This is a genomic window from Streptomyces sp. SCSIO ZS0520 (genome assembly GCF_025643355.1).
Taxonomy (GTDB): domain Bacteria; phylum Actinomycetota; class Actinomycetes; order Streptomycetales; family Streptomycetaceae; genus Streptomyces; species Streptomyces physcomitrii.
The window spans coordinates 6206920-6229357 of the sequence record NZ_CP092644.1 but is presented as its reverse complement, the minus strand read 5'-3'; the positions used below and the strand labels follow the sequence as shown (position 1 = coordinate 6229357).

Sequence of the window (22438 nt, the reverse complement as noted above, 5' to 3'; positions counted from 1 at the left end):
GCTTCAGTCCTGGGAGGTGCCGGGGGCCTCGGCGGGGTCCGCGCTTCCGCCCTCGGCCGAACTCGCCGCCGCCGTACGGCGTTTGCGTACGAGGAAGAGGGCGAGGGCGGCGAGCAGCAGCGCGGCGGCAGCGGCGAGGCCGACGGGCAGCGCGGGGAAGCCGTCGGAGGAGGACGAGGCCTTCTGGGGGGAGCCGGTGTCCTCGGCCGCGGTCTTCGGGGAGGCGCTGGGCGAGGGAGTGGCCCGGTCGGAGCCGAGGTCGGGCAGGGCCGGGAGCCGGGCACTCTTGTCGAGGGCGACGGCGAGCGAGAGCGGGTCCATGGCGGTGCCCGCGCGGTAGACGCCGCCGAAGGCCTTCGCGCCCTCGGCGGTGAGCCTCGTGGGCACCTCGGTGAGGGTGGCGAGCCCGTCCTTCGCGGCGAGTTCCCCGGCGGCGAAGGTGACGAGCGGCTGGTGCTTTCTCGCCTTGCCGGCGTCCTCGGTGTCCGCGTAGAGGGTGCCCTTGCCGTCCTCGACGCGCACCGCGAGATGACGCAGCGTCAGGTCGAGTCCGTGGCGGCCGGTGAAGCGCAGGGATCCCTCGAAGTCGGCGTCCAGGCGCGGGCCTTGGGCCTTTCCGTCCTCGGCCCGGTAGCTGCCCTTTCCGGAGGGGAAGCGGAAGAGGGCACCGCCGTCCTGGGCACCGCCGGAGAGGGTCCACCTGCCCTGGGTCACCTCGCCGGTGACGTACTCCCGGAAGGTGCGGCGCACCCCCCAGTCCACGGCGGCGTCCGCGATGCGCCCCTCGGTCTTCTTGCCGCCCGCGGTGGGCTTCGGCTCGGCGCTCGGCTTCCGGGAGGCGGCGGGGCCCGCGACGTCGACCGAGAGGCTGACCGGGTCGAGGGCGGTGCCCGCGGTGTAGTACCCGGCGAAGGCCTTGGCGCCCTGGGCGGTCAGCGTGGCGGGGACGCGCCGGAGGGCGACCGGGCTGGTGCCGCCCCGGGTGTCGATGCCGGAGAGGTCGAGCGAGGCGAAGGGGACCTGGCGGGTGGTGGTGACCTTCCCGCTGCCGCGCTCCTTGCTGACCATGTCCACCGAGAGGGTGCCACTGCCGCCCGAAATCCGCACGCTGGGGCGGGAGATGGTCAGGTCCAGCTGGTACGAGCCGTCGCCATCCCGATGCCCGGTGAAGTGCACGCCGCCCGAGAAGGCGGAGTGGAAGGTGCCGCTCCGGGGGTCGTAGCCGCCGGTGGCGGAGTGGAAGCGGAAGTCGCTGCCGCCGACCGTGGCCGCCCCCTGGACCAGGGACCAACTGCCTTGGGCGATGGGCCCGGTGACATAGCTCTGGAAGGAGGCCTTGATGCCCCAGTCCAGCCTGCCGCCGCCGACCGTGCGCTCCTCGGCGCGGGCGGTGGCCATCGGCAGCAGGGCGGCGAGCAGCGCGCTGAAGACCGCGATCACGACCGCTCGCAGCGTGTTTCTCGGCAGCATGAATCCCCCCTCCGGGCCGGACCGGGCCCCCACTGGAAAGTAAGGTTAGCCTAACCTAGGCTGACCGAGAGCGGGTCGGTACCCCGGTCCCCGGATCCGCGGACCGCTCACGCCCAACTCACGTACGGGATGGTGGATTTGCTGCGCATACCGCGACTGGCCGGGGCCTTGGCCGCCGTCCTCGCCCTCACCCTGACCGGCTGCGGCGGCTCCTCCGGGGACGGCGGTGGCGGCGCGCCCGCGGCCTCGTCCGAGGCGAAGGGGCAGCGCGCGGCGGACCGGGTTGAGCCGCTCGCCCGGACCCCGGAGCCGAAGCTGCCGGTCACCGTCGACTCGGCCGACGGCCGCGAGGTGAAGGTGACCGACACCCGCCGGATCGTCCCGCTCTCCGGCAGCCTCAGCGAGATCGTCTTCACCCTCGGCCTCGGCGAGCGGGTCGTCGCCCGCGACATCACCGCCACCTTCGACCAGGCGGAGAAGCTGCCGGTGGTCACCCGCGCGCACGATGTCTCGGCGGAGAGCGTGCTCTCCCTGAAGCCGAGCCTGGTCCTCGCCGACTCCACCTCGGGCCCGGCCGAGGCCCTGGACCAGATCCGCGACGCCGGTGTCCCGCTGGTCGTCCTCGACCCGCCGAAGGGACTCGACGACGTCGGCCCGCGTATCGAGGCGGTCGCGAGGATCCTCGGAGTCCCGGACGCGGGACGGGAGTTGACCACCCGCACCGAACGGCGGCTGGACAAGGTGCGGGCGGGCATCCCCGGCCACGCCGACCACCCCAAGGTCGCCTTCCTCTATCTGCGCGGACAGGCCTCGGTCTATCTGCTCGGCGGCGCCGAGTCCGGCGCGGGCTCCCTGCTGAAGGCGGCGGGCGCGGTGGACGCGGGCACCGCCTCGGGGCTGAGGAAGGACTTCACCGCGCTCACCAGCGAGGCCCTGGTGAAGGCGGCACCGGACGCGATTCTCGTGATGACCAAGGGACTCGAGTCGGTGGGCGGCGTGGACGGTCTGGTCAAGATCCCGGGCGTGGCCGAGACCCCGGCCGGCATGGACCGGCGGATCGTCTCCGTCGACGACGGCGTCCTGCTCAACTACGGTCCGCGCACCGACCGCGTACTCGCCTCCCTGGTCGCGCAGTTGTACCGGGGCAAGGGCGGAGAGTCGTGAGCGTCCAGCCCCGCGACACCCCGCCCGCGCCGCAGGCCGAGAAGGCCCCGGTGACCGGCAACGCCCCGGTGGCCGAGGGCATTTCGGCGGCCGAGGACGGCCCGGTCGCCGAGGACGGCCCGGTGGCGAGCGGCGCCCTGCTCAAAGAGCCCGCGCCGGACGGGACTTGGGCCCCCGTGGAGGATCCCGCGCCCGCCGCCGGAGTCCGCCGCGGCACCGTCCCCCTGCTCACCCTCGGGCTCACCCTGGCGCTGCTGCTCGCGGCCCTCGTCTCCGCGGGGACGGGCGCGTACGAGATCCCCTTCGGTGACGTACTCGGCTCCGTGCAGCACCGGTTGGGGCTCGGCGGGCGGCCGCTCGACCGGGTCGCGGAGAGCGTGCTGTGGAACGTGCGGCTGCCGCGGGTGGTGCTCGGGCTGCTCGTCGGCGCCTCGCTCGGCTGCGCCGGGGCGCTGATGCAGGGCGTGTTCGGCAATCCGCTGGCGGAGCCCGGGGTGATCGGCATCTCCTCGGGGGCGGCGGTGGGCGCGGTCGCCGCGATCACCTTCGGGCTCGACTTCCTCGGCACCTGGACGCTGCCCGCCGCCGCCTTCGTACTCGGCCTCGGAACGGTCCTGCTCGTCTACGGCCTCTCCCGGGAGGGCGGGCGGACCGAGGTGGTCACGCTCATCCTGACCGGCATCGCGGTGACCGCCTTCGCCGGGGCGCTGATCGGCCTGTTCATCTTCTTCGCGGACAACGCGCAGCTCTCCCAGATCACCTTCTGGCAGCTCGGCTCGCTCTCCGCGGCGACCTGGTCCAAGGTCCTCGCGGTACTCCCCTGCGCCGCGACCGGCCTCCTCGTCGCGCCTTTCTGCGCACGGCAGTTGGACCTCCTCGCGCTCGGCGAACGTCCCGCCCGGCACCTGGGGGTGGACGTGGAGCGGCTGCGGCTCACCCTGATCCTGGTGATCGCCCTGCTGACCTCGGCGGCGGTCTCGGTCTCCGGGGTGATCTCCTTCGTGGGGCTGCTCGTCCCGCATCTGCTGCGGATGGCGGCGGGTCCGGGGCACCGCTTCCTGGTGCCGGGCAGCGCCCTGTGCGGGGCCCTGGTCCTGGTGGTCGCCGACCTCGCGGCCCGTACCGTCGCCGAGCCCGCGGAGCTGCCGCTCGGGGTGCTGACGGCGCTGATCGGCAGCCCGTTCTTCTTCTGGCTGCTGCGCAGGACCCGTCGCAGGCAAGGAGGCTGGGCCTGATGAGACGCGCACTCTTCGCGCTGCGGGAGCGGTCGCTGCCCCCGCCGCACGCGCCGGGCGAGGTGCTCGCCGAGGCGCGGGGCCTGTCCGTCGGCCTCGGCGGGCGGCGCGTCCTCACCGCGATGGACCTGCTCGCGCGCGCCGGTGAGGTGCTCGCCCTGGTCGGGCCGAACGGCGCCGGGAAGTCCACGCTGCTCTCCGCGCTCGCCGCGGACCTGACGCCCGACGAGGGAGCGGTACTGCTCTCCGGGCGCCCCGCCGCCGACTGGCCGAGCCGTGAACTCGCCCTGCGCCGCGCGGTGTTGCCGCAGTCGGCCACCCTCTCCTTCCCCTTCCCGGTGACCGAGGTGGTCCGGATGGGCCGCGCGCCCTGGGCCGGCACCCCGCGCGAGGACGAGGACGAGCCGGCGGTACGGGAGGCCATGGCCGCCACCGAGGTGACCGCGCTCGGCGCCCGGAGCTTCCCCTCGCTGAGCGGCGGCGAGCGGGCCCGGGTGGCCCTCGCCCGGGTCCTGGCGCAGCGCACCGGGCTGCTGCTGCTCGACGAGCCGACCGCCGCGCTCGACCTGCGCCACCAGGAGCTGGTGCTGCGGATCGCCCGGGAGCGCGCCGCGGCGGGGGACGCGGTGGTCGTCGTCCTGCACGACCTCAACCTCGCGGCGGCCCACGCGGACCGGGTCGCGGTACTGCACCGCGGACGGCTCGCCGCCGAGGGCTCCCCGAAGGAGGTCCTGCGGGCGCCGCTGCTCTCGGAGGTGTACCGGCAGCCGGTGGAGGTCATCCCCCACCCCGGCACCGGCACCCTGCTCGTCCTGCCGCTGCGCGGGAGCTGAGCACCGGCCCGGCCGCCAACCGCGCCCCGGCGTCCCGATTTTGACCATCCCTTGACCGGCTCATGAGCGAACCAAGGCACAGCGCCGGGAGTTCACCACGAAAGAGAGGTGAATCACTGGCCCGGCCTGTGTCACTGAGGTAAGCCTCAGATAAGTTGTCCCGCCTCAGCCTCCCACTCTCCGGCTGACCTCGACCGAACCCTCCTGGAGTCCGCATGCGTCCCGTCCGCCTCTCCGTCGTCACCGCTGCCGCCACCGCGGCAGCTCTGGCCGCCGTCACGGGCTGCACCGAGAAAAGCGATGCCAAGGGCGGCGAGCACACCGTCGAGGTGGCCGCGAGCGACTCCGCCTGCGAGCTGTCGAAGAAGGAGTTCCCGGCCGGGCACGTCGAACTCGACGTGGAGAACAAGGGCTCCAAGGTGACCGAGGTCTACCTGCTCTTCCCCGACGACCGGATCGTGACCGAGCGCGAGAACATCGGCCCCGGCACCCGGCAGAAGGTCACCGCCGAGGTGAAGGCCGGTTCGTACACCATCGCCTGCAAGCCGGGCATGAAGGGCAAGGGCATCCGGCAGAAGGTCACCGCCACCGGCGAGGGCGCCGCCAAGCGCGACCCGCGCCTGGACAAGGCGGTCGCCGCCTACCGCACCTACGCGCAGGAGCAGGCCGACCAGACCCTGCCGAAGGTGAAGGTCTTCACCGACGCGGTGCGCGCGGGCGACCTGGACGCCGCGAAGAAGGCGTACGCCGCCTCCCGTATCGGCTGGGAGCGCACCGAGCCGGTGGCCGAGTCCTTCGGCGACATCGACCCCAAGGTGGACGTCCGCGAGGACGGCCTGGAGGAGGGCCAGGACCCGGAGAAGGACTGGACCGGCTGGCACCGCCTGGAGCGCGCGCTGTGGCAGGACAAGAAGATCGGCGCCCGGGAGAAGCAGCTCGCCACCCAGCTGGACAAGGACCTCGCCGACTGGCAGCAGCGCGTCGGCAAGGCCGTGATCACGCCCTCCTCGATGGCCAACGGCGCCAAGGAACTCCTCGACGAGGTCGCCACCGGCAAGGTCACCGGCGAGGAGGAGCGCTACTCGCACACCGACCTGGTCGACTTCAAGGCCAACGTCGAGGGCGCGGAGACCTCGTACGTGCTGCTCAAGCCGGTCGCCGCGGAGAACGACCCGGAGCTGGCGAAGGAGCTGGACAAGCAGTTCGCCGCCCTGGACACGCTGCTCGACAAGTACCGCTCGGACAAGGGCGGTGACGAGTTCACCTCCTACGACAAGGTGGGCAAGGCCGACCGCAAGGAGCTCTCGGACGCGGTCAACGCGCTCGCCGAGCCGCTCTCCAAGCTGGCCGCGGCCGTCGTCACCAAGAAGTAGCCGTCCGCACAAGGCAGTAGCGGGCGCCGCCGACCCGGCAGCGGGCGGCGGCGCCCGGGAGGCAGAAGGGCGGCACCGCCCTTCGCAGGGAGCAGGAAGAGAGCACCATGACCGGCAGCAACTCCGCCACGGGACAGGGCCCGGAGGCCGAGGAGACGGGCAACTCCGGTAAGCCGTCCCGGCGTTCGCTGCTGGGCTGGAGCGGGGCGGGCCTCGCGCTCGGTGCCGCGGCGGGCGGCGGCGCGGTGGCCCTGGTCCAGGACGGCGAAGGGGCGGCCCCGGCCGCCGAGTCGGGCGCGGCGGTGGACTTCCACGGACCGCACCAGGCCGGGATCGCCACACCCGTGCAGGACCGGCTGCACTTCGCCGCCTTCGATGTGAAGACCGAGGACCGGGCCGAGTTCGTCCGGCTGCTCAAGGACTGGACGGCCGCCGCGGCCCGGATGACCGCCGGGCACGCGGTGGGCGAGGGCGCCTTCGGCGGGCTCGCCGAGGCCCCGCCCGACGACACCGGCGAGGCGCTCGGCCTCCCGCCCTCCCGGCTGACCCTCACCCTCGGCTTCGGCCCCTCCCTCTTCGCGAAGTTCGGCCTCGCCGACCGGCGCCCGAAGGCCCTGGTGGACCTGCCGAAGTTCCCCGGCGACAACCTGGACCCGGCCCGCGGCGGCGGCGATCTGTGCGTCCAGGCCTGCGCCGACGACCCGCAGGTGGCGGTGCACGCGGTGCGCAACCTCGCCCGGATCGGCTTCGGGAAGGTCGCGGTGCGCTGGTCGCAGCTCGGCTTCGGCAAGACCTCCTCGACCACGCCGAGCGCCCAGACCCCGCGCAATCTGATGGGCTTCAAGGACGGCACCCGCAATATCGCGGGCACCGACACCGCCCGGCTCGCCGAGCACGTCTGGGCCCGGGCGGGCGACGGCACCCCCTGGATGGCCGGGGGCTCGTACCTGGTCGCGCGCCGGATCCGGATGAACATCGAGACCTGGGACCGGACTTCGCTCCAGGAGCAGGAGGACGTCTTCGGGCGGGACAAGGGCGAGGGCGCCGCGGTCGGCAAGGCGCGCGAACACGAGGAGCCCTTCCTCAAGGCGATGAAACCCGACGCGCACGTACGGCTCGCGCACCCCGACTCCAACGGCGGCGCCACCCTGCTGCGGCGCGGCTACTCCTTCACCGACGGCACGGACGGCCTCGGGCGCCTGGAGGCGGGGCTGTTCTTCCTCGCCTACCAGCGCGACGTACGGACCGGGTTCATCCCGGTGCAGCGCCGCCTGGCGCGGGCCGACGCGCTCAACGAGTACATCCAGCACGTCTCCTCCGCGGTGTTCGCGGTGCCGCCCGGGGTGAGGGACCCGGGCGACTGGTGGGGCAGGACGCTGTTCGCCGCGGACCGGCGGGACTGACAACGGATGCCGGAACAAAGGGAGTTCACGGCCCGGCGGGACGACACGAGCGGAGGCCGGCGACAGGGCCGGCGACACAGGGAGCACGCATGTTCGCCAACTATCTGATCGGCCTGCGCGAGGGTCTCGAAGCCAGCCTGGTCGTCTGCATCCTCATCGCCTACCTGGTGAAGACCGAGCGGCGGGACGCGCTGCGGCCGGTCTGGGCCGGGATCGCGGTCGCCGTGCTGCTCGCGCTCGGCTTCGGCTGCGCGCTCACCTTCGGCTCCCAGGAGCTGACCTTCGAGGCGCAGGAGGCGCTCGGCGGTTCGCTCTCCGTCGTGGCGGTGGTCCTGGTGACCTGGATGGTCTTCTGGATGCGGCGCACCGCCCGGCACCTCAAGACCGAGCTGCACGGAAAGCTGGACGCGGCCCTGCAGATGGGCACCGGCGCCCTGGTGCTGACCGCCTTCCTCGCGGTGGGCCGGGAGGGCCTGGAGACCGCGCTCTTCGTCTGGGCCTCGGTGCGCGCCTCGGGCGACGGCACCCATGCGCCGCTGCTCGGCGTGCTGCTCGGGCTGCTCAGCGCGGTGGTCCTCGGCTGGCTGTTCTACCGGGGCGCGCTCCGCATCAACCTGGCCCGCTTCTTCACCTGGACCGGCGCCATGCTGGTGGTGGTCGCCGCGGGCGTGCTCGCCTACGGCTTCCACGACCTCCAGGAGGCCCGCTTCCTCGGCGGCCTGGAGGACAAGGCCTTCGACATCAGCGAGACCCTGCCGCCGGACAGCTGGTACGGCACCCTCCTGAAGGGCGTCTTCAACTTCCAGCCCGACCCGACCGTCCTCCAGGTCACGGTGTGGACGCTGTACCTGATCCCGACGCTCGCCCTGTTCTTCGCCCCGGTAGGGTTCGGGCCCGGGAAGGGGAAGGTGACGGGAGTCGATGAGCAAGGTGCGCAGGGTGGGCCGGGTCGCGGCGGCAGCGGCGACGGTGACGGCGCTGGCCATGACGGCGAGCGCGTGCGTGACGGTGCACGGGGAACGGGAGATCATCCCGTCGGCGACTGAGGGCGAGGCCGCGGCCGCGCTGAAGGAGTTCACCGCCGCCTACAACAAGGCGGACAAGGAATTCGACCCGTCGCTGGACGCGGGATACGTCACGGGACCGCTCGGCGCGATCAACCAGGCGGGGCTGAAGGCGAAGCACAAGAACCACCCCGACGGCAACGAGCGGCACGCCCCGCTGAAGCTGACGGACGCGAAGTTCACCATCCCCAAGCAGGCGGGCTGGCCGAAGTTCTTCCTCGCCGACACCGACTCCAACCGGGACCGCGACGACAAGTCGGCCTACGACAACCGCTGGTTGCTGGTCTTCACCCGTACCGGCGCCGACGCGACCTGGAAGGGCACCTATCTCTCCCTGGTCGGTCTGGACGAGGTGCCTCAGCTGAAGAAGGACTCCGAGGGGCTCGCCGAACCGGTGGAGCCCGTGGATGTCGCCCTGCTCGCCCAGCCGCGCCAACTCAGCGGCGCCTACACGGAGTTCCTCGGCAAGAAGGGCGCCGAGGAGACCTTCGCCCCCGGCTCGCACACCACCCGCTGGCGCGAGAACCGGGCCAAGTCCGCGTCCAGGATGGGCTATTCACGCCAGTACATCGACCAGCCGATGACCGACGGCGCCTTCGCCCCGCTCGGACTGCGGACCGTGGACGGCGGCGCCCTGGTCTTCTTCTCGACCCGCCACTACGAGAAGACCACCGCCGCCAAGGGCCTGGACCTGCGGCTCACCGAGGACCAGAAGGCGATGATGACCGGCGAGGCGAAGCAGTCGGTCACCCTGGAGCGCGTCTCCAACCAGTCGGCCGTGGACCCCGCCAAGGGCGGCAACGGCAAGGTGGACATCCTCGGCCGCATCGAGGGCCTGACCGGCGCCCGCGGCGAGTAGCGGGGCGCCGCCGCGGGCCGGGAGCAGTCGCTCTCAGCGGCGCGAGGGCCAGGGCGCGGCATCCTCCGCGTACGAGTCGCCCACATGCCGGGCGCAGGCGTCGGTGAGCGATTCGAGCAGGGTCAGCGGGTCGGGCAGCGGATGCTCGGGGCCGCGCAGCCACCGCACGTCCCGCTCGCCGGGCAGCCGCGCGGGCGGCAGCAGGACATAGGAGCCCCGGCAGTGCCAGCGCAGTCCGGGGTGCTCGTCCATGGTCTCGGGGTGGCAGTCCAGGGCGCAGGGCCACCACTCGTCCTCGTCCTCGGGGGTGCCGCGGGTGGCGGTGAAGAAGAGCATGCGGTCACCGCCGGACTCGGCGACCGGGCCGACGTCGATCCCCTCGGAGAGCAGGCGCTCCAGGGCTTCGGCGCCCGCGGCGAGGGGCACGTCGAGGACGTCGTGGACCATGCCCGTCGCGGTGATGAAGTTGGCCTCGGGGTCGGCCAGGGCCCAGCGCTCGATCTGCGCCCGGTCGGTGGTCGACTGGGTCTGCCAGGCGAAGGAGACGGGGTGCTGGCCCGGGGTGGGACAGCCGATGCGCTCGCAGGAACATCTAAATCCGGCGGGATGCGCCGCGGGGGCTATCGGCATCCCGGCGGCGGCCACGGCGAGCAGCATCGCCTCGCGCTCCTCACCCGGTACCGCCTCGTCCTCCTTGGGGCGGCGGCCTCGTAGCCACTGGGAGATCCTGCTCTGCCCTCGGCGGCCGAACTCAGCGCCCATGCATCCCCTCGCCTCGTCGTGGAAGCCCACAGATACCTCCCATGGTCGCACCATCCGATGCCTGGGGTGGCCACAGTCCGCTTCCGGTCCGTACGGGAAGAAGTACACCCCGGGGAGTTGGCGCACTATGACAGGAATCGCCCGCTATCGCTGTCATCGGGGTCACATCCGTGCACCGGCCGCCGGTCCGCCGGCCGGGTCCCCACGTCAGGACCCCGGGGTGACGGCGTCCCGACAAGGAGGAGGGCCCGGAGCGGGGCGGGGTTGCCCGGCAGAGCGGCCGGGTTCTTACGATTCCCTGACAGCCCACCGCCCGCCGCGCGCACGGGAGCGGGCGGACCGGATCGCCGGGAGTCGGCAGCCGCCGGGGGTCAGCGGGGCGAGAGGCCGCCGAGGGCGTAGTCGACCAGGGTGTCCGTGTACGCGTGGGACAGCGGCCCCGACCGCTGGAGCCACCGCTGGGCGAGCGGCGAGACGAAGAGCTCCAGGGCGATACGGGGATCCACATCCCTCCGCAACTGCCCTTGCTCCTGCGCCGACTTGAGCCGCTCCACGTACAACTGGAGCTGGGGTTCGAGGAGTTGGGTCACAAAGGTATGGCCGAGCTGCTCGTCCACCACGCCCTGGGCGGCCAAGGCCCGTGCGGGCACCTCGAATCGGGGGTCGAGCATCTCGTCCACCGTGGCACGCAGCACCAGTTTGAGGTCCGCCGCCAGGTCGCCGGTGTCCGGGAAGACCCACTCCTCGCCCAGCTCCTCGGCGGCCCGCTGGGACAGATCGAGGAAGGCCTCCAGGAGCACCTCGCCCTTCGACGTCCACCAGCGGTAGATCGTCTGCTTGCCCACCCCGGCCCGCGAGGCGATCGCCTCGATCGTGGTCCGCGGATAGCCGACCTCTCCCACCAGCGCCAGCGCGGCATCGTAGATGGCGCGGCGCGAGCGCTCGCTGCGCCGGGTCGAGTCGGGCGCCGACCGGCCCGGTGCCTGGTTGCCGGGCGTGGTCCGCGGCGGGGTGGCGGGCCGGTCGGGTACGGGGGCGGAGGAAGTCGGGGACATACCGCGAATCTACCTCCCGGCCGAGCCCGACGAGACGCAGCGTCTCCGTGCGACGGAAGGCACCCTCAACCCGGCGAGACGCACCGTCTTAATTCACTGGACAGGACACCGCCGCCGCGCGCACAGTGGACGCCGTGGAGAACGAGACGATACGTCTCGCCTCCCCTGCCACCCCGCGCTCGCGGTCGTGGCCCGCAGTCCACCAGTGGAGGTGAGACCCCATGGCCCGCAAGGGAAACATGCTGGGCGTCGGAGGCACCCGCAACAAGCTCTCCCGGGGCGCCCTGCGCGGAAACGGCCGCGGCCCCGGCTTCTCCGGCCAGGACCCCCAGACCCAGAAGCGCGAACTGCTGCGGAAACTCCAGGAGCAGCGGGGCGAGGGACAGCAGACCGGCGAAGCGGAGTCGGCCCCGGAGACCGAGACGGAGACGGAAGGCGAGGTGGACGGCCCCGGCCCGGGGGCCGGTGACGGCGAGGCCGGATGAGCCCTCACTCCTCGCCCGGCTGCTCCCCCGGCGGCCAGCCGTCACCCCAGTCGATGTCGCGGGCGGCGCGGTAGAGCGGCCCCTGCCGCTTGGTCACGGTCCTGCGGCGCAGCCCCGGCTCGCGCTCGCACAGGTCGAGCAGGACCTGCCCCTTGCGGATCTGCGGCTTGCGCACCACCCGCGCCCCGACCGGGTCCACCGGGAAGCGGGTGGCCGCGACATAGCTGAACTTCTCGTCCTCGTACGCGAGGGTGCCGCCCTTGACCTGCCGGTGCAGGGAGGTGCGGCTCAGCCGTACCGAGAAGTGGCACCAGTCGGTGCCCGGCACGATCGGGCAGTCGGCGGCGTGCGGACAGGGCGCGGCGAGATGGAACCCGGCGCCGATCAGCTGCGCGCGCGCCTGGAGGATCCGCGCGTACCCCTCCGGCGTCCCCGGCTCGACGACCACCACGGCCTGCCCCGCCCCGGCCGCCGCGCGCACCGCCGACTCCCGGTCGGCGTCGGTGAGTTCGCCCAGTACATAGGAGAGGGTGACCAGCTCGGCGGGCGGGACCTCAAGGCCCGTGCCGATCCGGGCCCGCCGCCAGGTGGTCTCCGCGAGCGGCGCGAAATGCCCGGCGAGTTCGCGGCCGAGGGCGAGCGCGGGCTCCGCCCAGTCGAGGACGGTGACGGGCCGCCGCCCCTCCCAGGTGGCGTTGACCGCCCAGGTGGCGGCGCCGGTGCCGCCGCCGAGGTCGGTGTGCGAGGCGGGCCGCCATTCCGGCGCCGCCGCGGCCAGCGCCGCCAGCGCGGAGCGCACCGCCTCGAAGGTCGCGGGCATCCGGTACGCGGCGTAGGCGGCGACATCCGCCCGGTCCCGCAGCACCGGGGCGCCGGTCGGGGTCCGCCCCCGGTAGCTGGCGATGAGCCGGTCGACTGCCTGCGCCGCCTGCCGGGGCGGCAGCCCGTCGAGCAGACCGGCGAGGGCGGCGCGCAGCGCGTCGGCGGGGGCGCCGTCGGTGGCGGCGAGAGCGGCGTTCACCTGGGAGATCTTAGGGGGCCGCGCGGGGTGGGCGGTCCCCCGGTGGCGCCGGGGCCCGCCCGCGTGCCCGTACCCGCTCCGGAGCGGCGGGGCCGGCCCCGGGCGAAGTCGGCACGACACCGTTCTCCGGTGGTCCGGCGGCCTGTATGTTCCGAGGGCAGGCGCTCGACGGCCCCCGTGCACGGCGGCGCTGCCCGGTGGGCACGGCTTACGGGAGGACAGGACAGGCATGACGCAGGCCGGGGGGCTCTTCGACGGCTTCGAGGGATACCGGACGCCGCGCGAGGAGGATTTCCAGCGGGTCATGAACGAGGGCCTGGTCGTCCTCGACACCAATGTCCTGCTCGACCTCTACCGGATGAACCGCCGGATGCGCGAGGACATGCAGCGGGCGCTCACCGAGCTCGGCGAGCGCCTGTGGATACCGCACCAGGTGGTACGGGAGTTCTGGCGCAACCAGCAGCAGGAGGGCGTCCTCGGCCACCACCAGGCGAAGTCGCGGCAGGCGCGGGCGGACCTCGACAAGGCGGGCGAGAGCGTCCAACACGCCCTGAACCGCTGGTCGAAGGACGTCCATCTGACCGAAGGCTCCCCGGTGCACGCCGAGTTGGAGCAGGCCCGCGAGCGCTTCCGGCAGGCACTCGACGCCCTGAGCGGCCTCATCGACGGCCAGTCCGCCGACGACCAGGTGCCCGGCACCCCGGACACCCACACCGACCCGGTCATCACCCACCTCGAACGCCTCCTCTCCGGCAAGGTCGGCCCGCCCATGGAGCCCGCCGGGTACGCGGAGGCGGTGGCGGAGGCCAAGCGGCGGGCGGGACGCCGCCAGCCGCCGGGCTACAAGGACTACGAGCAGGACGCCAAGGACGAGGAGGGCGCCGCCGGTGACTATCTGCTGTGGCGTCAGCTCCTGACCGAGGCCCAACAGCGCGGTGGCGACGTGCTGTTCGTGACCCGGGACCTCAAGGAGGACTGGTGGCGCCTGCCGACCACGCGCACCGGCCGCCTGCCGCGCGTGGAGTTGGTCGACGAACTGCGCCGGGCGTCGGGCGGCCGGCTCTTCATGCTGGAGCCGAGCGGCTTCCTGGCCCAGGCCACCCAGGCCTTCGCCCTCCAGCACACGGTCGATGAGCGATCGGTCGCCGGGCTGCGGCAGATGGAGACCGACTGGGACGACCAGTCCGTGACGCAGGTACTCCTGGAACTGCTCCGCGCCGACGCCGGGGCGCAGTTCAAGGTGATCCTGCACGCGGGACGCAACGGCGGCCTGGTCGACCGGGACACCGTCTACCGCCTCAGCGGTTACGGACCGGAGCGCAGCCTGCGCGGCTTCACCCGCCCCGTGCACACGGCGACCCGGCGGGTCCAGGAACGGGGCGTGATACCGCAGGCACTCGACGACCTGCTCTCCGCCGTCCACGACTCCGACGACGGGCCCGCCACCGGCTTCCGCGTAGCCGACGCGGCCCATGCGGCGCTGCAGTCCCTTCCCGAGGTCCCCGCTCTCGACGCCGGGGACGGGGACTTCGCGGAGACCGGTCCCACGGGACAGACGTAATAGACGGGATAGACGGGATGGCGGGTGTCCGGCGGCGCGGTTTCCGCACTCAGCGGGAGCAGTCGCTCCGCCCCTCCCCCGGTTCCGCCCGGAAGGCGTCCAGCGCCCCCGCCCGCTCGTGATAGGGCAGCCGGGTCAGCTTGGCCACCAGAGTCCACATCCTGCGCTCGCTCTCCAAGGTGGCGGGCAGGGCGAGCCCGAGTGAGCCGGCGAGGGGTACCCGCCCGACGTTCACCAACGCCCTTACCGTGGCGGCCCATTCATCGGTGGCGGTGACCGCCGAGCGGTACCACACGGGGATCAGGGCGCCGAGCAGCACGGTCGTCAGGAGCAGCGCGGGCACATCGGGGCGGGAGGTGCCGAGGGCGGCGAGGGCGGTGGCCGCCACGGCGAGGTGACCGGTGAGCAGCGCCACGAAGAAGTCGACATTGGCCCGTGCCAGGTCGACCTGGCGGCGCACCTGTTCGGGAGCGGTGGCGGTCAGCTCATTCCACAGGACCTGGGTGTCGAGGCGGAAGCGGTCGTAGCCGTACTCCTCCAGTCTGCGGATGGCGTTGCCGAGACGGGTAGGGGCGAGTTGGGCGTCGTCCGCCGGATAGCGGTTCAGCTTCTCCCTGAGCAGTGCCCGTCGCACCGCCGAGCGGTCGCGATCCCGTCGGGCGGCCCTGGCGAGGGTGGCGTCGGCGCGCAGGGAGGCGAGTTCCGCAGCTTCGTCGGTGGTCAACTCGCCCTCCCGCGCCCGGTGTTCGAGCCGGATCAGGCCGAGGCGGCGTCGCAGGGTGTGCTTGGCCCTGCGGCGGCGGGCACAGGCCCGGGCTGCCAGGCGCTCCGGCCAGAGGAGGTACCCCTCCAGGATCCGGTAAAGGGGGTTCTGGAGGGCGTTGAGGACGAGACCGAGGAGAAGTGAGAGGCACAGCAGCAGCAGCGCCGTGGCCTTGCCGTTTCCCGGCCAGAACCGTTCGATCGGGCCGATGTGGCGCAGACTCGGGGCGACCGCGTAGAAGAAGACGCCGAGATTCAGGGCGGTGGGCAGGATCCAGCCGGTGAGCAGGGTCCAGGCGCCGCCGAGCACTCCCTTGGCGATGTCACCCATGCCTCACCACGCCCCTCGGCGGACGCCCCTCACCACTCGTCGTCCTCGTCGAAAGGGGGCCCGGGCGGGGTGTTCCCCGCGGTCCCGCCGCTCTGCGGTCGTCCGTGTGCGGCCGCCTCGCCGGGGCTCCCCGTCAGGCGACTCCCCACCGCGGACCCGCCTCCGTCCCCCTGGATGACGACGCCGTGCTGCGTACCGGTGTTCACGGTGTTGTGCACGGACCCGGGAGCGGTGTCGTCCTCCTCCGGACGAAGCTCCGTCAGCAGGGCCCGCAACTCCACCGCGGACTGCGGCGACCTGCGAAGGGCGCGCCCCAGGCGCACGTCCCACTCGTTCGCCAAGTCGACCTGCAGCAGCCGCCGTTCCTCCCCATCTGCGACCGCGAGGAGGTCTGCGCGGCTCCTGTCCAGCACCTCGCCGGCCCATTCGACCGGCTGCCCCGCCCGCTCGAAGAAGCGGGTCGTCAGCGCCCGGGCCCGGGCCCAGCCCTCCCCCGCCAGCGTCTCGACGAGAAGGACGGCCCCCGTTGCCGCCAGGGCTCTCAACTCCGCATCCACCGGGCCCCCTTGCCGCCTCATTCGTCCGTTTGCGGGGCTCTCACGGTAGTCGATACGCCACCTGACGCGCCCTCAGCCCGGTGTGCCGAAGCGAGGGTCCTCGTACATGCGGCACCGTGCGCGGGCGCGCGGCCGGACCGGCCTTGGGCCTCCGTGGGCCAGAACCGTCCCCCCTCCCTCCTCGTCCTCCACGGCAGAGGCCCGGAGGAACGGCCAAAGGGAACGGAACGGGAGACCAGTGAACCGGTCGCGCAGCGAGGTGTTCTCGGCGCTCACAGCAGCCCTCCCCCGCTGCTTCCGACGGGGCCGGGTGCTCGCCGTCCTCGCCGTGCTCACCGGCGGGCTGCTTCTGTTCCCCCGGGCCGTGCCCAACCGCGCGGGCCGCCTCGGGAGCCTCCTTGAGGCCTTGCTGCCGTGGCTCGGGCTGGTGGTCGTGGTGGTGTTCGCCCTTGCGCTGCTGCGGCGTTCGGCGCTCGCGCTGGTGGCGCTGATGCTGCCGGTGGCGGCCTGGGCGTACCAGTTCGGCGGGCTGCTGCTGCCCGCGCCGGAGCCCGGTTCCGGGGATCTGGTGGTGGTGCAGCACAACGTCAGCGACACGAACCGCGAACCGGCCGCGACCGCGCGGGAGTTGGCCCGGGCCGAGCCGGATCTGCTCGCGCTTGAGGAGCTGGTGGCCGAGGATCTGCCGGTCTACGAGAGGACGCTCGCCCGGGACTTCCCGTACCGCGCGGTGCGGGGCACGGTCGGTCTGTGGTCGCGGTATCCGCTCGCCGAGGTGCGGCGCCTGGACATCAAACCCCGCGCGGTGCGGGAGGGTTGGAGCCGGGCGCTGCGGGCCGAGGTGCGGGTGCCGGGTGGCGGAGTCGCGGTGTATGTGGCGCATCTTCCCTCGGTGCGGGTCGGGGCGGGCGGTCTCGCCTCCTCCTGGCGGGACGAGAGCGCCGGGCTGCTGGGGAAGGCGATCGGGGCCGAGCGGCAGCGGCGGGTGGTGCTGCTCGGTGACCTCAACGGCACGGTGGACGATCGCGGCCTGGACCCGCTGACCTCACAACTGGGCGTGGCGCGGCGGGGCTTCGCCTTCAGTTTCCCGGCCCGCTTCCCGGTGGCCCGGATCGACCAGGTCATGGCCCGCTCGGCGACCGTGCGCCAGATCCGCACCCTGCCCGCCACCGGCAGCGACCACCTCCCGGTCGCCGCGCGGATCCGTCTCGGCTGACGACCTCCGGGCGGCAACCTGAGGGCTGACATGCCTTCAGACGCCTCCGCAGGCACGGGAGTTACGTCCCTTCAGGCGCCCACGCAGCACGGGAGCTACGTCTCTTCAGGCGCCCCGCGCAGGAGTCACATCCCCTCAGGCGCCTTGGCGAGCAGGGGAGTTACACCACCGCCCGCGCCAACTGCGTACCGGCAGCCGCCCGTGGGCCGTTGTCCGGCGGGGTGCGGCGCGGGTGGACGGTGTTGGCGAGCAGGACGAGGAAGGTGTCGGTGGCGGGGTCGAGGACGAGGGAGGTGCCGGTGAAGCCGGTGTGTCCGGCGGCGCCGCGGCCCGCGAGTTCGCCCATGAACCAGGGCTGGTCGATGCCGAAGCCGAGGCCGGGGGCGGACAGCATCAGCTCGACGTAGTCGGGGCCGAGGATGCGGGCGGTGCCGTAGGAGCCGCCCGCGAGGAGGGTGCGGCAGAAGACGGCGAGGTCGCGGGCGGTGGAGAAGAGGCCCGCGTGGCCCGCGACGCCGCCGAGCGCCCAGGCGTTCTCGTCGTGCACCTGGCCGCGCAGCATGCCCCGGTCGGCCTTGGCCCAGGGGCGCCGCTGGTCCTCGGTGGCCGCCGCCTCGGGGCGGGGGCCGAAGCCGGTGGCGGTCATGCCGAGGGGCCGGGTGATGCCCTGGCGTACGAGCCGGTCCAGGCCCCGTCCCGTCATGCGTTCCAGGAGGTGCTGGAGCAGCAGCATGTTCAGATCGGAGTAGCGGTAGGCGCCGCCGGGCTCGCTCACCGGTTCCTCGCGGCGGAGCGCTTCGAGGCGGGCGGGGGCGTCCGGGCAGTCGTACAGCGGGAGTTCGGGGCGCAGTCCCGAGGTGTGGGTGAGGAGTTGACGTACCGTCAGCTTGTGTCGGGCGGCGGCGCGGAAGTCCGGCAGATAGGCGGAGAGGCGGGCGTCGAGGCCGAGGGTGCCGCGTTCGAGCTGCTGGACGGCGGCGAGCGAGGTGAAGAGCTTGGTCAGCGAGGCCAGGTCGAAGGGGGTCTCGGTGCGCATCGGCACCCAGGCGTCCCGGGGCAGTTCGACGGGGCGGCCCGCGCTCTCGTCCCAGGCGGCGTAGCGCGAGGCCCAGCCGGAGGCGTCCTCGGCGGCGATCACCGGGCCGCGGCCCGCGAGGACGACCGCGCCCGCGCACCAGGGGCGGGGGCCGCGGTGCAGGGCGCGGACGTCGGCGACCAGTTTCTCCACGGCCCGGGGGTCGAGCCCGGCGCGTTCGGGCCCGGCGAGGCGGAGGCGTGCGGTGCTCAGCGGGCCACCTCCTGCCGTGGTGACCGCCAGGGGCGGCACAGCCCGAGGTAGCTGCCGATGGCGGCGAGGACGCAGCCGAGCTGGACCAGGGTCATCGGCAGCGCGGTGTCCTCGCCCGCGACCCCGGCGAGCGGGGAGAGCAGCGAGCCGAAGAGGAAGGCGGAGGTGCCGAGCAGGGCGGAGGCGGAACCGGCGGAGTGCGGGGTGCGCAGCAGGGCGAGGGCGTTGGTGTTGGGGGAGGTGACGCCCATGGCGGAGACCATCACGAACAGGGCCAGGACGAAGGGCACCAGACCGGTGTCCCCGAAGGCGCCGGAGACCAGCAGGATCAGGGCGAGGGTGGCGAGCAGGCTGACGCCGAGGCCGCAGGCGAGCACCTTGTCGAGGCTGACCCGGCCCACCAGGATCTTGCCGTTCACCTGGCCCATGCCGATCAGGCCGACGGCGTTGAGGCCGAAGAGCAGGCTGAAGGTCTGCGCGGAGGCACCGTAGATCTCCTGGATGACGAAGGGCGAGGCGCTGATGTAGGTGAAGACCGCGCCGAAGGCGAATCCTCCGCAGATCATGTACCCGGTGAAGACGCGATCCGCAAGCAGGCCGCGGATGGCGCGCAGCGACTGGCCGACTCCCCCGGAGTGGCGGCGTTCGGGCGGCAGGGTCTCCGGGAGCGCCCGCCAGGCGAGCAGGGTCAGCCCGAGGCCGACCGCGGTGAGCAGGACGAAGACGCCGCGCCAGTCGGTGAGCCGCAGGACCTGGCTGCCGACCAGGGGGGCGACGATCGGCGCCGCCCCGGAGATCAGCATCAGGGTGGAGAAGAACCGGGCCATGTCCATGCCGTCGTAGAGGTCGCGGACCACCGCGCGCGCGATGACCACGCCCGCGGAACCGGCGAGCCCCTGGATCAGCCGGAAGGCGGTGAGCGAACCGGCGGTCGGCGCGAGGGCGCAGGCCGCGGTGGCGAGGACGTAGAGGACGAGGCCGGTCAGGAGCGGGCGGCGGCGGCCCCAGCGGTCGCTGAGCGGGCCGATCACCAGCTGTCCGAGCGCGAGTCCGGCGAGGCAGGCGGTGAGGGTGAGCTGGACGGTGGCGGCGGAGGTGTGCAGGGAGTCGGTGACCTCGGGCAGCGAGGGCAGGTAGAGGTCCATCGACAGCGGCGGTACGGCGCTGAGGCCGCCGAGGACGAAGGTGACGAGGAGGCTGGTGCGGCGGGCGGCCTTCGGGGCGGGGGCCGCGGGTACCGGTCCGGCCGCGGGGCCGGTTTCGGCCAGGGGTGTCCGGGGGCCCGGGACGGCGGCCGGGTCCCCGGTGTCCGGGCCCGGGGTGCCGGTGGCGGCCGCGGGGCCGGGCGGCACCCCCGCTATGTGGCCCTCGGCCGAACGCTCCCCCGTGCCCTGGTCACGTCCCCGCATCTGCCCCTCCCCGGTTCTCGCCAATGGTGCTTATCCTCTCAGTTCGACGACGGTGGTCGAGACCAGTAGCGGCGGAGGCCCCGCCGCGGGAGAGGGCTCCGAATGGAACGCGTGCGCTGGGGCGTACTGGCCACGGGCGGTATCGCCGCCCACTTCACCTCGGGCCTGCTCGACTCCCCCGGGGCGGAGGTGGTCGCGGTGGGCTCCCGCAGCGAGGAGTCGGCGCGGGCCTTCGCGGAGCGCTTCGGCATCGAGCGGGCCTACGGGGACTGGGCCTCGCTCGCCGCCGACGCGGAGGTCGATGTGGTCTACGTCGCCACCCCGCACTCGGCGCACCGGGCCGCGGCCGGGCTGTGCCTCCAGGCCGGGCGGGCGGTGCTGTGCGAGAAGGCCTTCACCCTCAACTCGCGGGAGGCCGAGGAGCTCATCGCGCTGGCGCGCTCGGGCGGCCGCTTCCTCATGGAGGGCATGTGGATGTACTGCAATCCGCTGATCCGGCGGATGCGGGAGCTGATCGCGGACGGGGCGATAGGCGAAGTCCGCACCGTCCAGGCCGACTTCGGGCTTCCCGGGCCCTTCCCCGCCTCGCACCGGCTGCGCGATCCGGCCCAGGGCGGCGGGGCGCTGCTCGACCTCGGGGTCTACCCGGTGTCCTTCGCGCACCTGGTCCTCGGCGAGCCCGAGCAGGTGGCGGCGAGCGCGGTGCTCTCCCCCGAGGGCGTCGACCTGCGGACCGCGATGCTGCTCTCCTGGGCGAGCGGCGCGCAGGCGCTGCTGCACTGCGCGGTCGACTCCGGTACCGGGGTCACCGCCTCGGTCACCGGCTCCGCCGGGCGGATCGATCTGCCCGCGGGCTTCTTCCATCCGGAGCGCTTCGTGCTGCACCGCCCGGGCCGCGAGCCCGAGGAGGTGACCTCACCGGAGGCCTCGGCCCTGCCGCGCGACAGCATGCGGCACGAGGCGGAGGAGGTGATGCGCTGCCTGCGCGCGGGCGAGCTCCAGTCGCCGCTGGTGCCCTGGGAGGGCACGCTCGCGGTGATGCGCACACTGGACGCGGTGCGCGAGCGGACCGGGGTGCGCTACCCGGCGGATCTCAGCCCCGCGCCCGCGAGTTGAGCCGACCGCTCAGGGGCGTCCGGTGGATCGGGCCCCGGCCCGCCGGACACCGCCCGGGTCGTGTCCGCGCGGTCCCGTCGTTCGCCCGCACGGCAGGCGGGACGGTGCGGACACGGCCCAGAACCCGGCCTGCGCCCCGGCCTAGGACCCGGCCGGCCGGCACTCCTGGCGGGCGCGGGGTTCGGCGGGGCGGTGCCGGAAGGTCCTGCGGTAGGCGCCGGGGGTGACGCCGAGGGCGGCGCGCAGCCGCTGGCGCAGGGTGGTGCCGGAGCCGAATCCGGCCTCGGTGGCGACCTGTTCGATGGGCAGGCAGGTGGTCTCCAGGAGCTGCCGGGCGCGGGCGATGCGCTGCTGGAGGATCCACTGCGCGGGGCTCACCCCGGTCTCGTCGCGGAACCGGCGGGTGAAGGTGCGCACGCTCATCCGCCCGTGCTGGGCGAGGTCGGGCAGGGCGAGCGGCTCACCGAGGTGGTCCAGGATCCACTGCCGGGTGGGCCCCGTGGTGGCGCCCGAGGTCTCCGGCACCGGCGCCTCCACGAACTGCGCCTGCCCGCCCTCGCGCCAGGGCGGCACCACGCAGCTGCGGCTGGCCCGGTTGGCGACCGCGCTGCCGTGGTCCTTGCGGACGATGTGCAGGCACAGGTCGAGTCCGGCGGCGCCGCCCGCCGAGGTGAGGATGTCGCCGTCGTCCACGTAGAGCACGTCGGGCAGCAGCTCGACCCGGGGGAAGAGGGCGCCGAAGCGCTGGGTGTACGCCCAGTGGGTGGTGGCCGGGCGGCCGTCGAGGAGCCCGGCGGCGGCGAGCACGAAGGAGCCGGTGCAGATGGTGACGAGCCGGGTGTCCGGGGCCGCCCGGGTCAGCTCGCGCAGCAGGGCGGGCGGCAGCGTGCCGTCGGTGAGCGCGGAGGAGCCGGTCGGGGTGGGGATGACCAGGGTGTCCGCCCAGGCCAGGCGCTCGGTGCCGTGGGTCGGGCGGATGTCGTAACCGGTGCTGGTGGACACCGGGCGGGCGCCGAGCGAGCAGGTGGCCACCTCGTACAGCGGGCGGCCCAGGGGGTCGGTCGCCGCGGGGAAGACGCGCTCGGCGATGCCCAGGTCGAAGGGGGTCACGCCGTCCAGCGCGAGGACGGCTACCCGGTGGGGGCGGACGATCTCTCCTGACATGGCCCAGTCCCTTCGTTTTTTGGCCCGCTTTTTCTGGCATGCGGGCAGGAGAATGCGGCAGTCTTCTCGGCAGAGGAAATGAGCGTGAACCTGCCGGGCGGCAGGAAAAGCACATGAGCCTTCCCGGCAATGACATTCCCGACCATCAGCGACGTCCGCTCCCGCACATCACCGCGGGACCCCCGGACGTACTCGGTGCAATCCGAACCCGGCGCCTCTACTTCACTCTTCGCGGCATGGACGCATACCTCGCTCCGCCCCCTCGGGCGGGGCGACGCACATGAGCGGAGAAAAAAACCTTCCGACCGTT

20 protein-coding genes are annotated in these 22438 nt (G+C 73.3%); 11 read left to right on the top strand and 9 right to left on the bottom strand.

What is annotated here, in order from left to right:
• Positions 1 to 3 precede the first annotated feature (3 nt).
• Positions 4 to 1470 (bottom strand): HtaA domain-containing protein, encoded by a 1467-nt coding sequence (locus MID12_RS25085; protein ID WP_263170894.1) that lies wholly within the window; start codon positions 1468 to 1470, stop codon positions 4 to 6.
• Positions 1471 to 1599: 129 nt separating this feature from the next.
• On the opposite strand from MID12_RS25085, the gene MID12_RS25080 reads away from it, so the two are divergent.
• From MID12_RS25080 to MID12_RS25050, 7 genes are all read left to right on the top strand, one after another.
• Positions 1600 to 2634, top strand: coding sequence for a hemin ABC transporter substrate-binding protein (locus MID12_RS25080; RefSeq protein WP_263170892.1), 1035 nt, complete (start codon positions 1600 to 1602; stop codon positions 2632 to 2634).
• 176 nt (positions 2635 to 2810) lie between these two features.
• Complete coding sequence (locus MID12_RS25075) at positions 2811 to 3869, top strand: FecCD family ABC transporter permease (RefSeq protein WP_052483244.1); 1059 nt, start codon at positions 2811 to 2813, stop codon at positions 3867 to 3869.
• Positions 3869 to 4702 carry a heme ABC transporter ATP-binding protein gene (locus tag MID12_RS25070; RefSeq protein WP_263170891.1) on the top strand — a complete coding sequence of 278 codons (834 nt, stop codon included), beginning with the start codon at positions 3869 to 3871 and terminating at the stop codon, positions 4700 to 4702. Before MID12_RS25075 ends, MID12_RS25070 begins: the two co-directional genes overlap by 1 nt.
• 215 nt (positions 4703 to 4917) lie before the next feature.
• Complete coding sequence (gene efeO / locus MID12_RS25065) at positions 4918 to 6075, top strand: iron uptake system protein EfeO (RefSeq protein ID WP_263170889.1); 1158 nt, start codon at positions 4918 to 4920, stop codon at positions 6073 to 6075.
• Between the two features lie 107 nt (positions 6076 to 6182).
• Positions 6183 to 7478, top strand: a complete 1296-nt coding sequence (gene efeB / locus MID12_RS25060) for an iron uptake transporter deferrochelatase/peroxidase subunit (RefSeq protein ID WP_263170888.1) — start codon at positions 6183 to 6185, stop codon at positions 7476 to 7478.
• Positions 7479 to 7567: 89 nt separating this feature from the next.
• On the top strand, positions 7568 to 8524 hold the full coding sequence (efeU, locus tag MID12_RS25055; RefSeq protein WP_040254128.1) for an iron uptake transporter permease EfeU: 957 nt from the start codon (positions 7568 to 7570) through the stop codon (positions 8522 to 8524).
• The gene (locus MID12_RS25050; RefSeq protein ID WP_263170885.1) at positions 8463 to 9401 is read left to right on the top strand and encodes a hypothetical protein; all 939 of its coding nucleotides are present in this window, start codon (positions 8463 to 8465) and stop codon (positions 9399 to 9401) included. Before efeU ends, MID12_RS25050 begins: the two co-directional genes overlap by 62 nt.
• Positions 9402 to 9434: 33 nt before the next feature.
• Here MID12_RS25050 and MID12_RS25045 read toward each other — a convergent pair whose 3' ends face one another.
• Entirely contained in the window at positions 9435 to 10163 is a 729-nt protein-coding gene (locus MID12_RS25045; RefSeq protein WP_040254126.1) for a bifunctional DNA primase/polymerase, read from the bottom strand.
• 371 nt (positions 10164 to 10534) lie between these two features.
• Entirely contained in the window at positions 10535 to 11218 is a 684-nt protein-coding gene (locus MID12_RS25040) for a TetR/AcrR family transcriptional regulator (protein ID WP_078845229.1), read from the bottom strand.
• 221 nt (positions 11219 to 11439) lie between these two features.
• Here MID12_RS25040 and MID12_RS25035 point away from each other — a divergent pair, with 221 nt between their 5' ends.
• Positions 11440 to 11703 carry a DUF6243 family protein gene (locus MID12_RS25035; RefSeq protein ID WP_040254124.1) on the top strand — a complete coding sequence of 88 codons (264 nt, stop codon included), beginning with the start codon at positions 11440 to 11442 and terminating at the stop codon, positions 11701 to 11703.
• 4 nt (positions 11704 to 11707) lie between these two features.
• On the opposite strand, the gene MID12_RS25030 is transcribed toward MID12_RS25035, so the two are convergent.
• On the bottom strand, positions 11708 to 12724 hold the full coding sequence (locus MID12_RS25030; protein WP_263170882.1) for a small ribosomal subunit Rsm22 family protein: 1017 nt from the start codon (positions 12722 to 12724) through the stop codon (positions 11708 to 11710).
• 229 nt (positions 12725 to 12953) lie between these two features.
• On the opposite strand from MID12_RS25030, the gene MID12_RS25025 reads away from it, so the two are divergent.
• On the top strand, positions 12954 to 14285 hold the full coding sequence (locus MID12_RS25025) for a PIN-like domain-containing protein (RefSeq protein WP_263170881.1): 1332 nt from the start codon (positions 12954 to 12956) through the stop codon (positions 14283 to 14285).
• A gap of 49 nt (positions 14286 to 14334) precedes the next feature.
• Here the strand turns inward: MID12_RS25025 and MID12_RS25020 are convergent, their stop codons facing one another.
• Both MID12_RS25020 and MID12_RS25015 read right to left on the bottom strand, forming a co-directional pair.
• Entirely contained in the window at positions 14335 to 15378 is a 1044-nt protein-coding gene (locus tag MID12_RS25020) for a hypothetical protein (RefSeq protein WP_263170880.1), read from the bottom strand.
• 29 nt (positions 15379 to 15407) lie between these two features.
• Complete coding sequence (locus tag MID12_RS25015) at positions 15408 to 15935, bottom strand: hypothetical protein (protein WP_263170878.1); 528 nt, start codon at positions 15933 to 15935, stop codon at positions 15408 to 15410.
• 259 nt (positions 15936 to 16194) lie between these two features.
• Between MID12_RS25015 and MID12_RS25010 the strand changes: the two genes are divergently transcribed.
• Positions 16195 to 17151 carry an endonuclease/exonuclease/phosphatase family protein gene (locus tag MID12_RS25010; RefSeq protein WP_411577078.1) on the top strand — a complete coding sequence of 319 codons (957 nt, stop codon included), beginning with the start codon at positions 16195 to 16197 and terminating at the stop codon, positions 17149 to 17151.
• 160 nt (positions 17152 to 17311) lie between these two features.
• Here the strand turns inward: MID12_RS25010 and MID12_RS25005 are convergent, their stop codons facing one another.
• Positions 17312 to 18478, bottom strand: a complete 1167-nt coding sequence (locus tag MID12_RS25005; protein ID WP_237282946.1) for a serine hydrolase domain-containing protein — start codon at positions 18476 to 18478, stop codon at positions 17312 to 17314.
• Positions 18436 to 19848, bottom strand: coding sequence for a multidrug effflux MFS transporter (locus MID12_RS25000; protein ID WP_263170876.1), 1413 nt, complete (start codon positions 19846 to 19848; stop codon positions 18436 to 18438). Before MID12_RS25000 ends, MID12_RS25005 begins: the two co-directional genes overlap by 43 nt.
• Before the next feature lie 102 nt (positions 19849 to 19950).
• On the opposite strand from MID12_RS25000, the gene MID12_RS24995 reads away from it, so the two are divergent.
• The gene (locus tag MID12_RS24995) at positions 19951 to 20964 is read left to right on the top strand and encodes a Gfo/Idh/MocA family protein (protein ID WP_040254116.1); all 1014 of its coding nucleotides are present in this window, start codon (positions 19951 to 19953) and stop codon (positions 20962 to 20964) included.
• 141 nt (positions 20965 to 21105) lie between these two features.
• Here the strand turns inward: MID12_RS24995 and MID12_RS24990 are convergent, their stop codons facing one another.
• The gene (locus MID12_RS24990) at positions 21106 to 22128 is read right to left on the bottom strand and encodes a GlxA family transcriptional regulator (protein ID WP_040254114.1); all 1023 of its coding nucleotides are present in this window, start codon (positions 22126 to 22128) and stop codon (positions 21106 to 21108) included.
• Between the last annotated feature and the right edge of the window lie 310 nt (positions 22129 to 22438).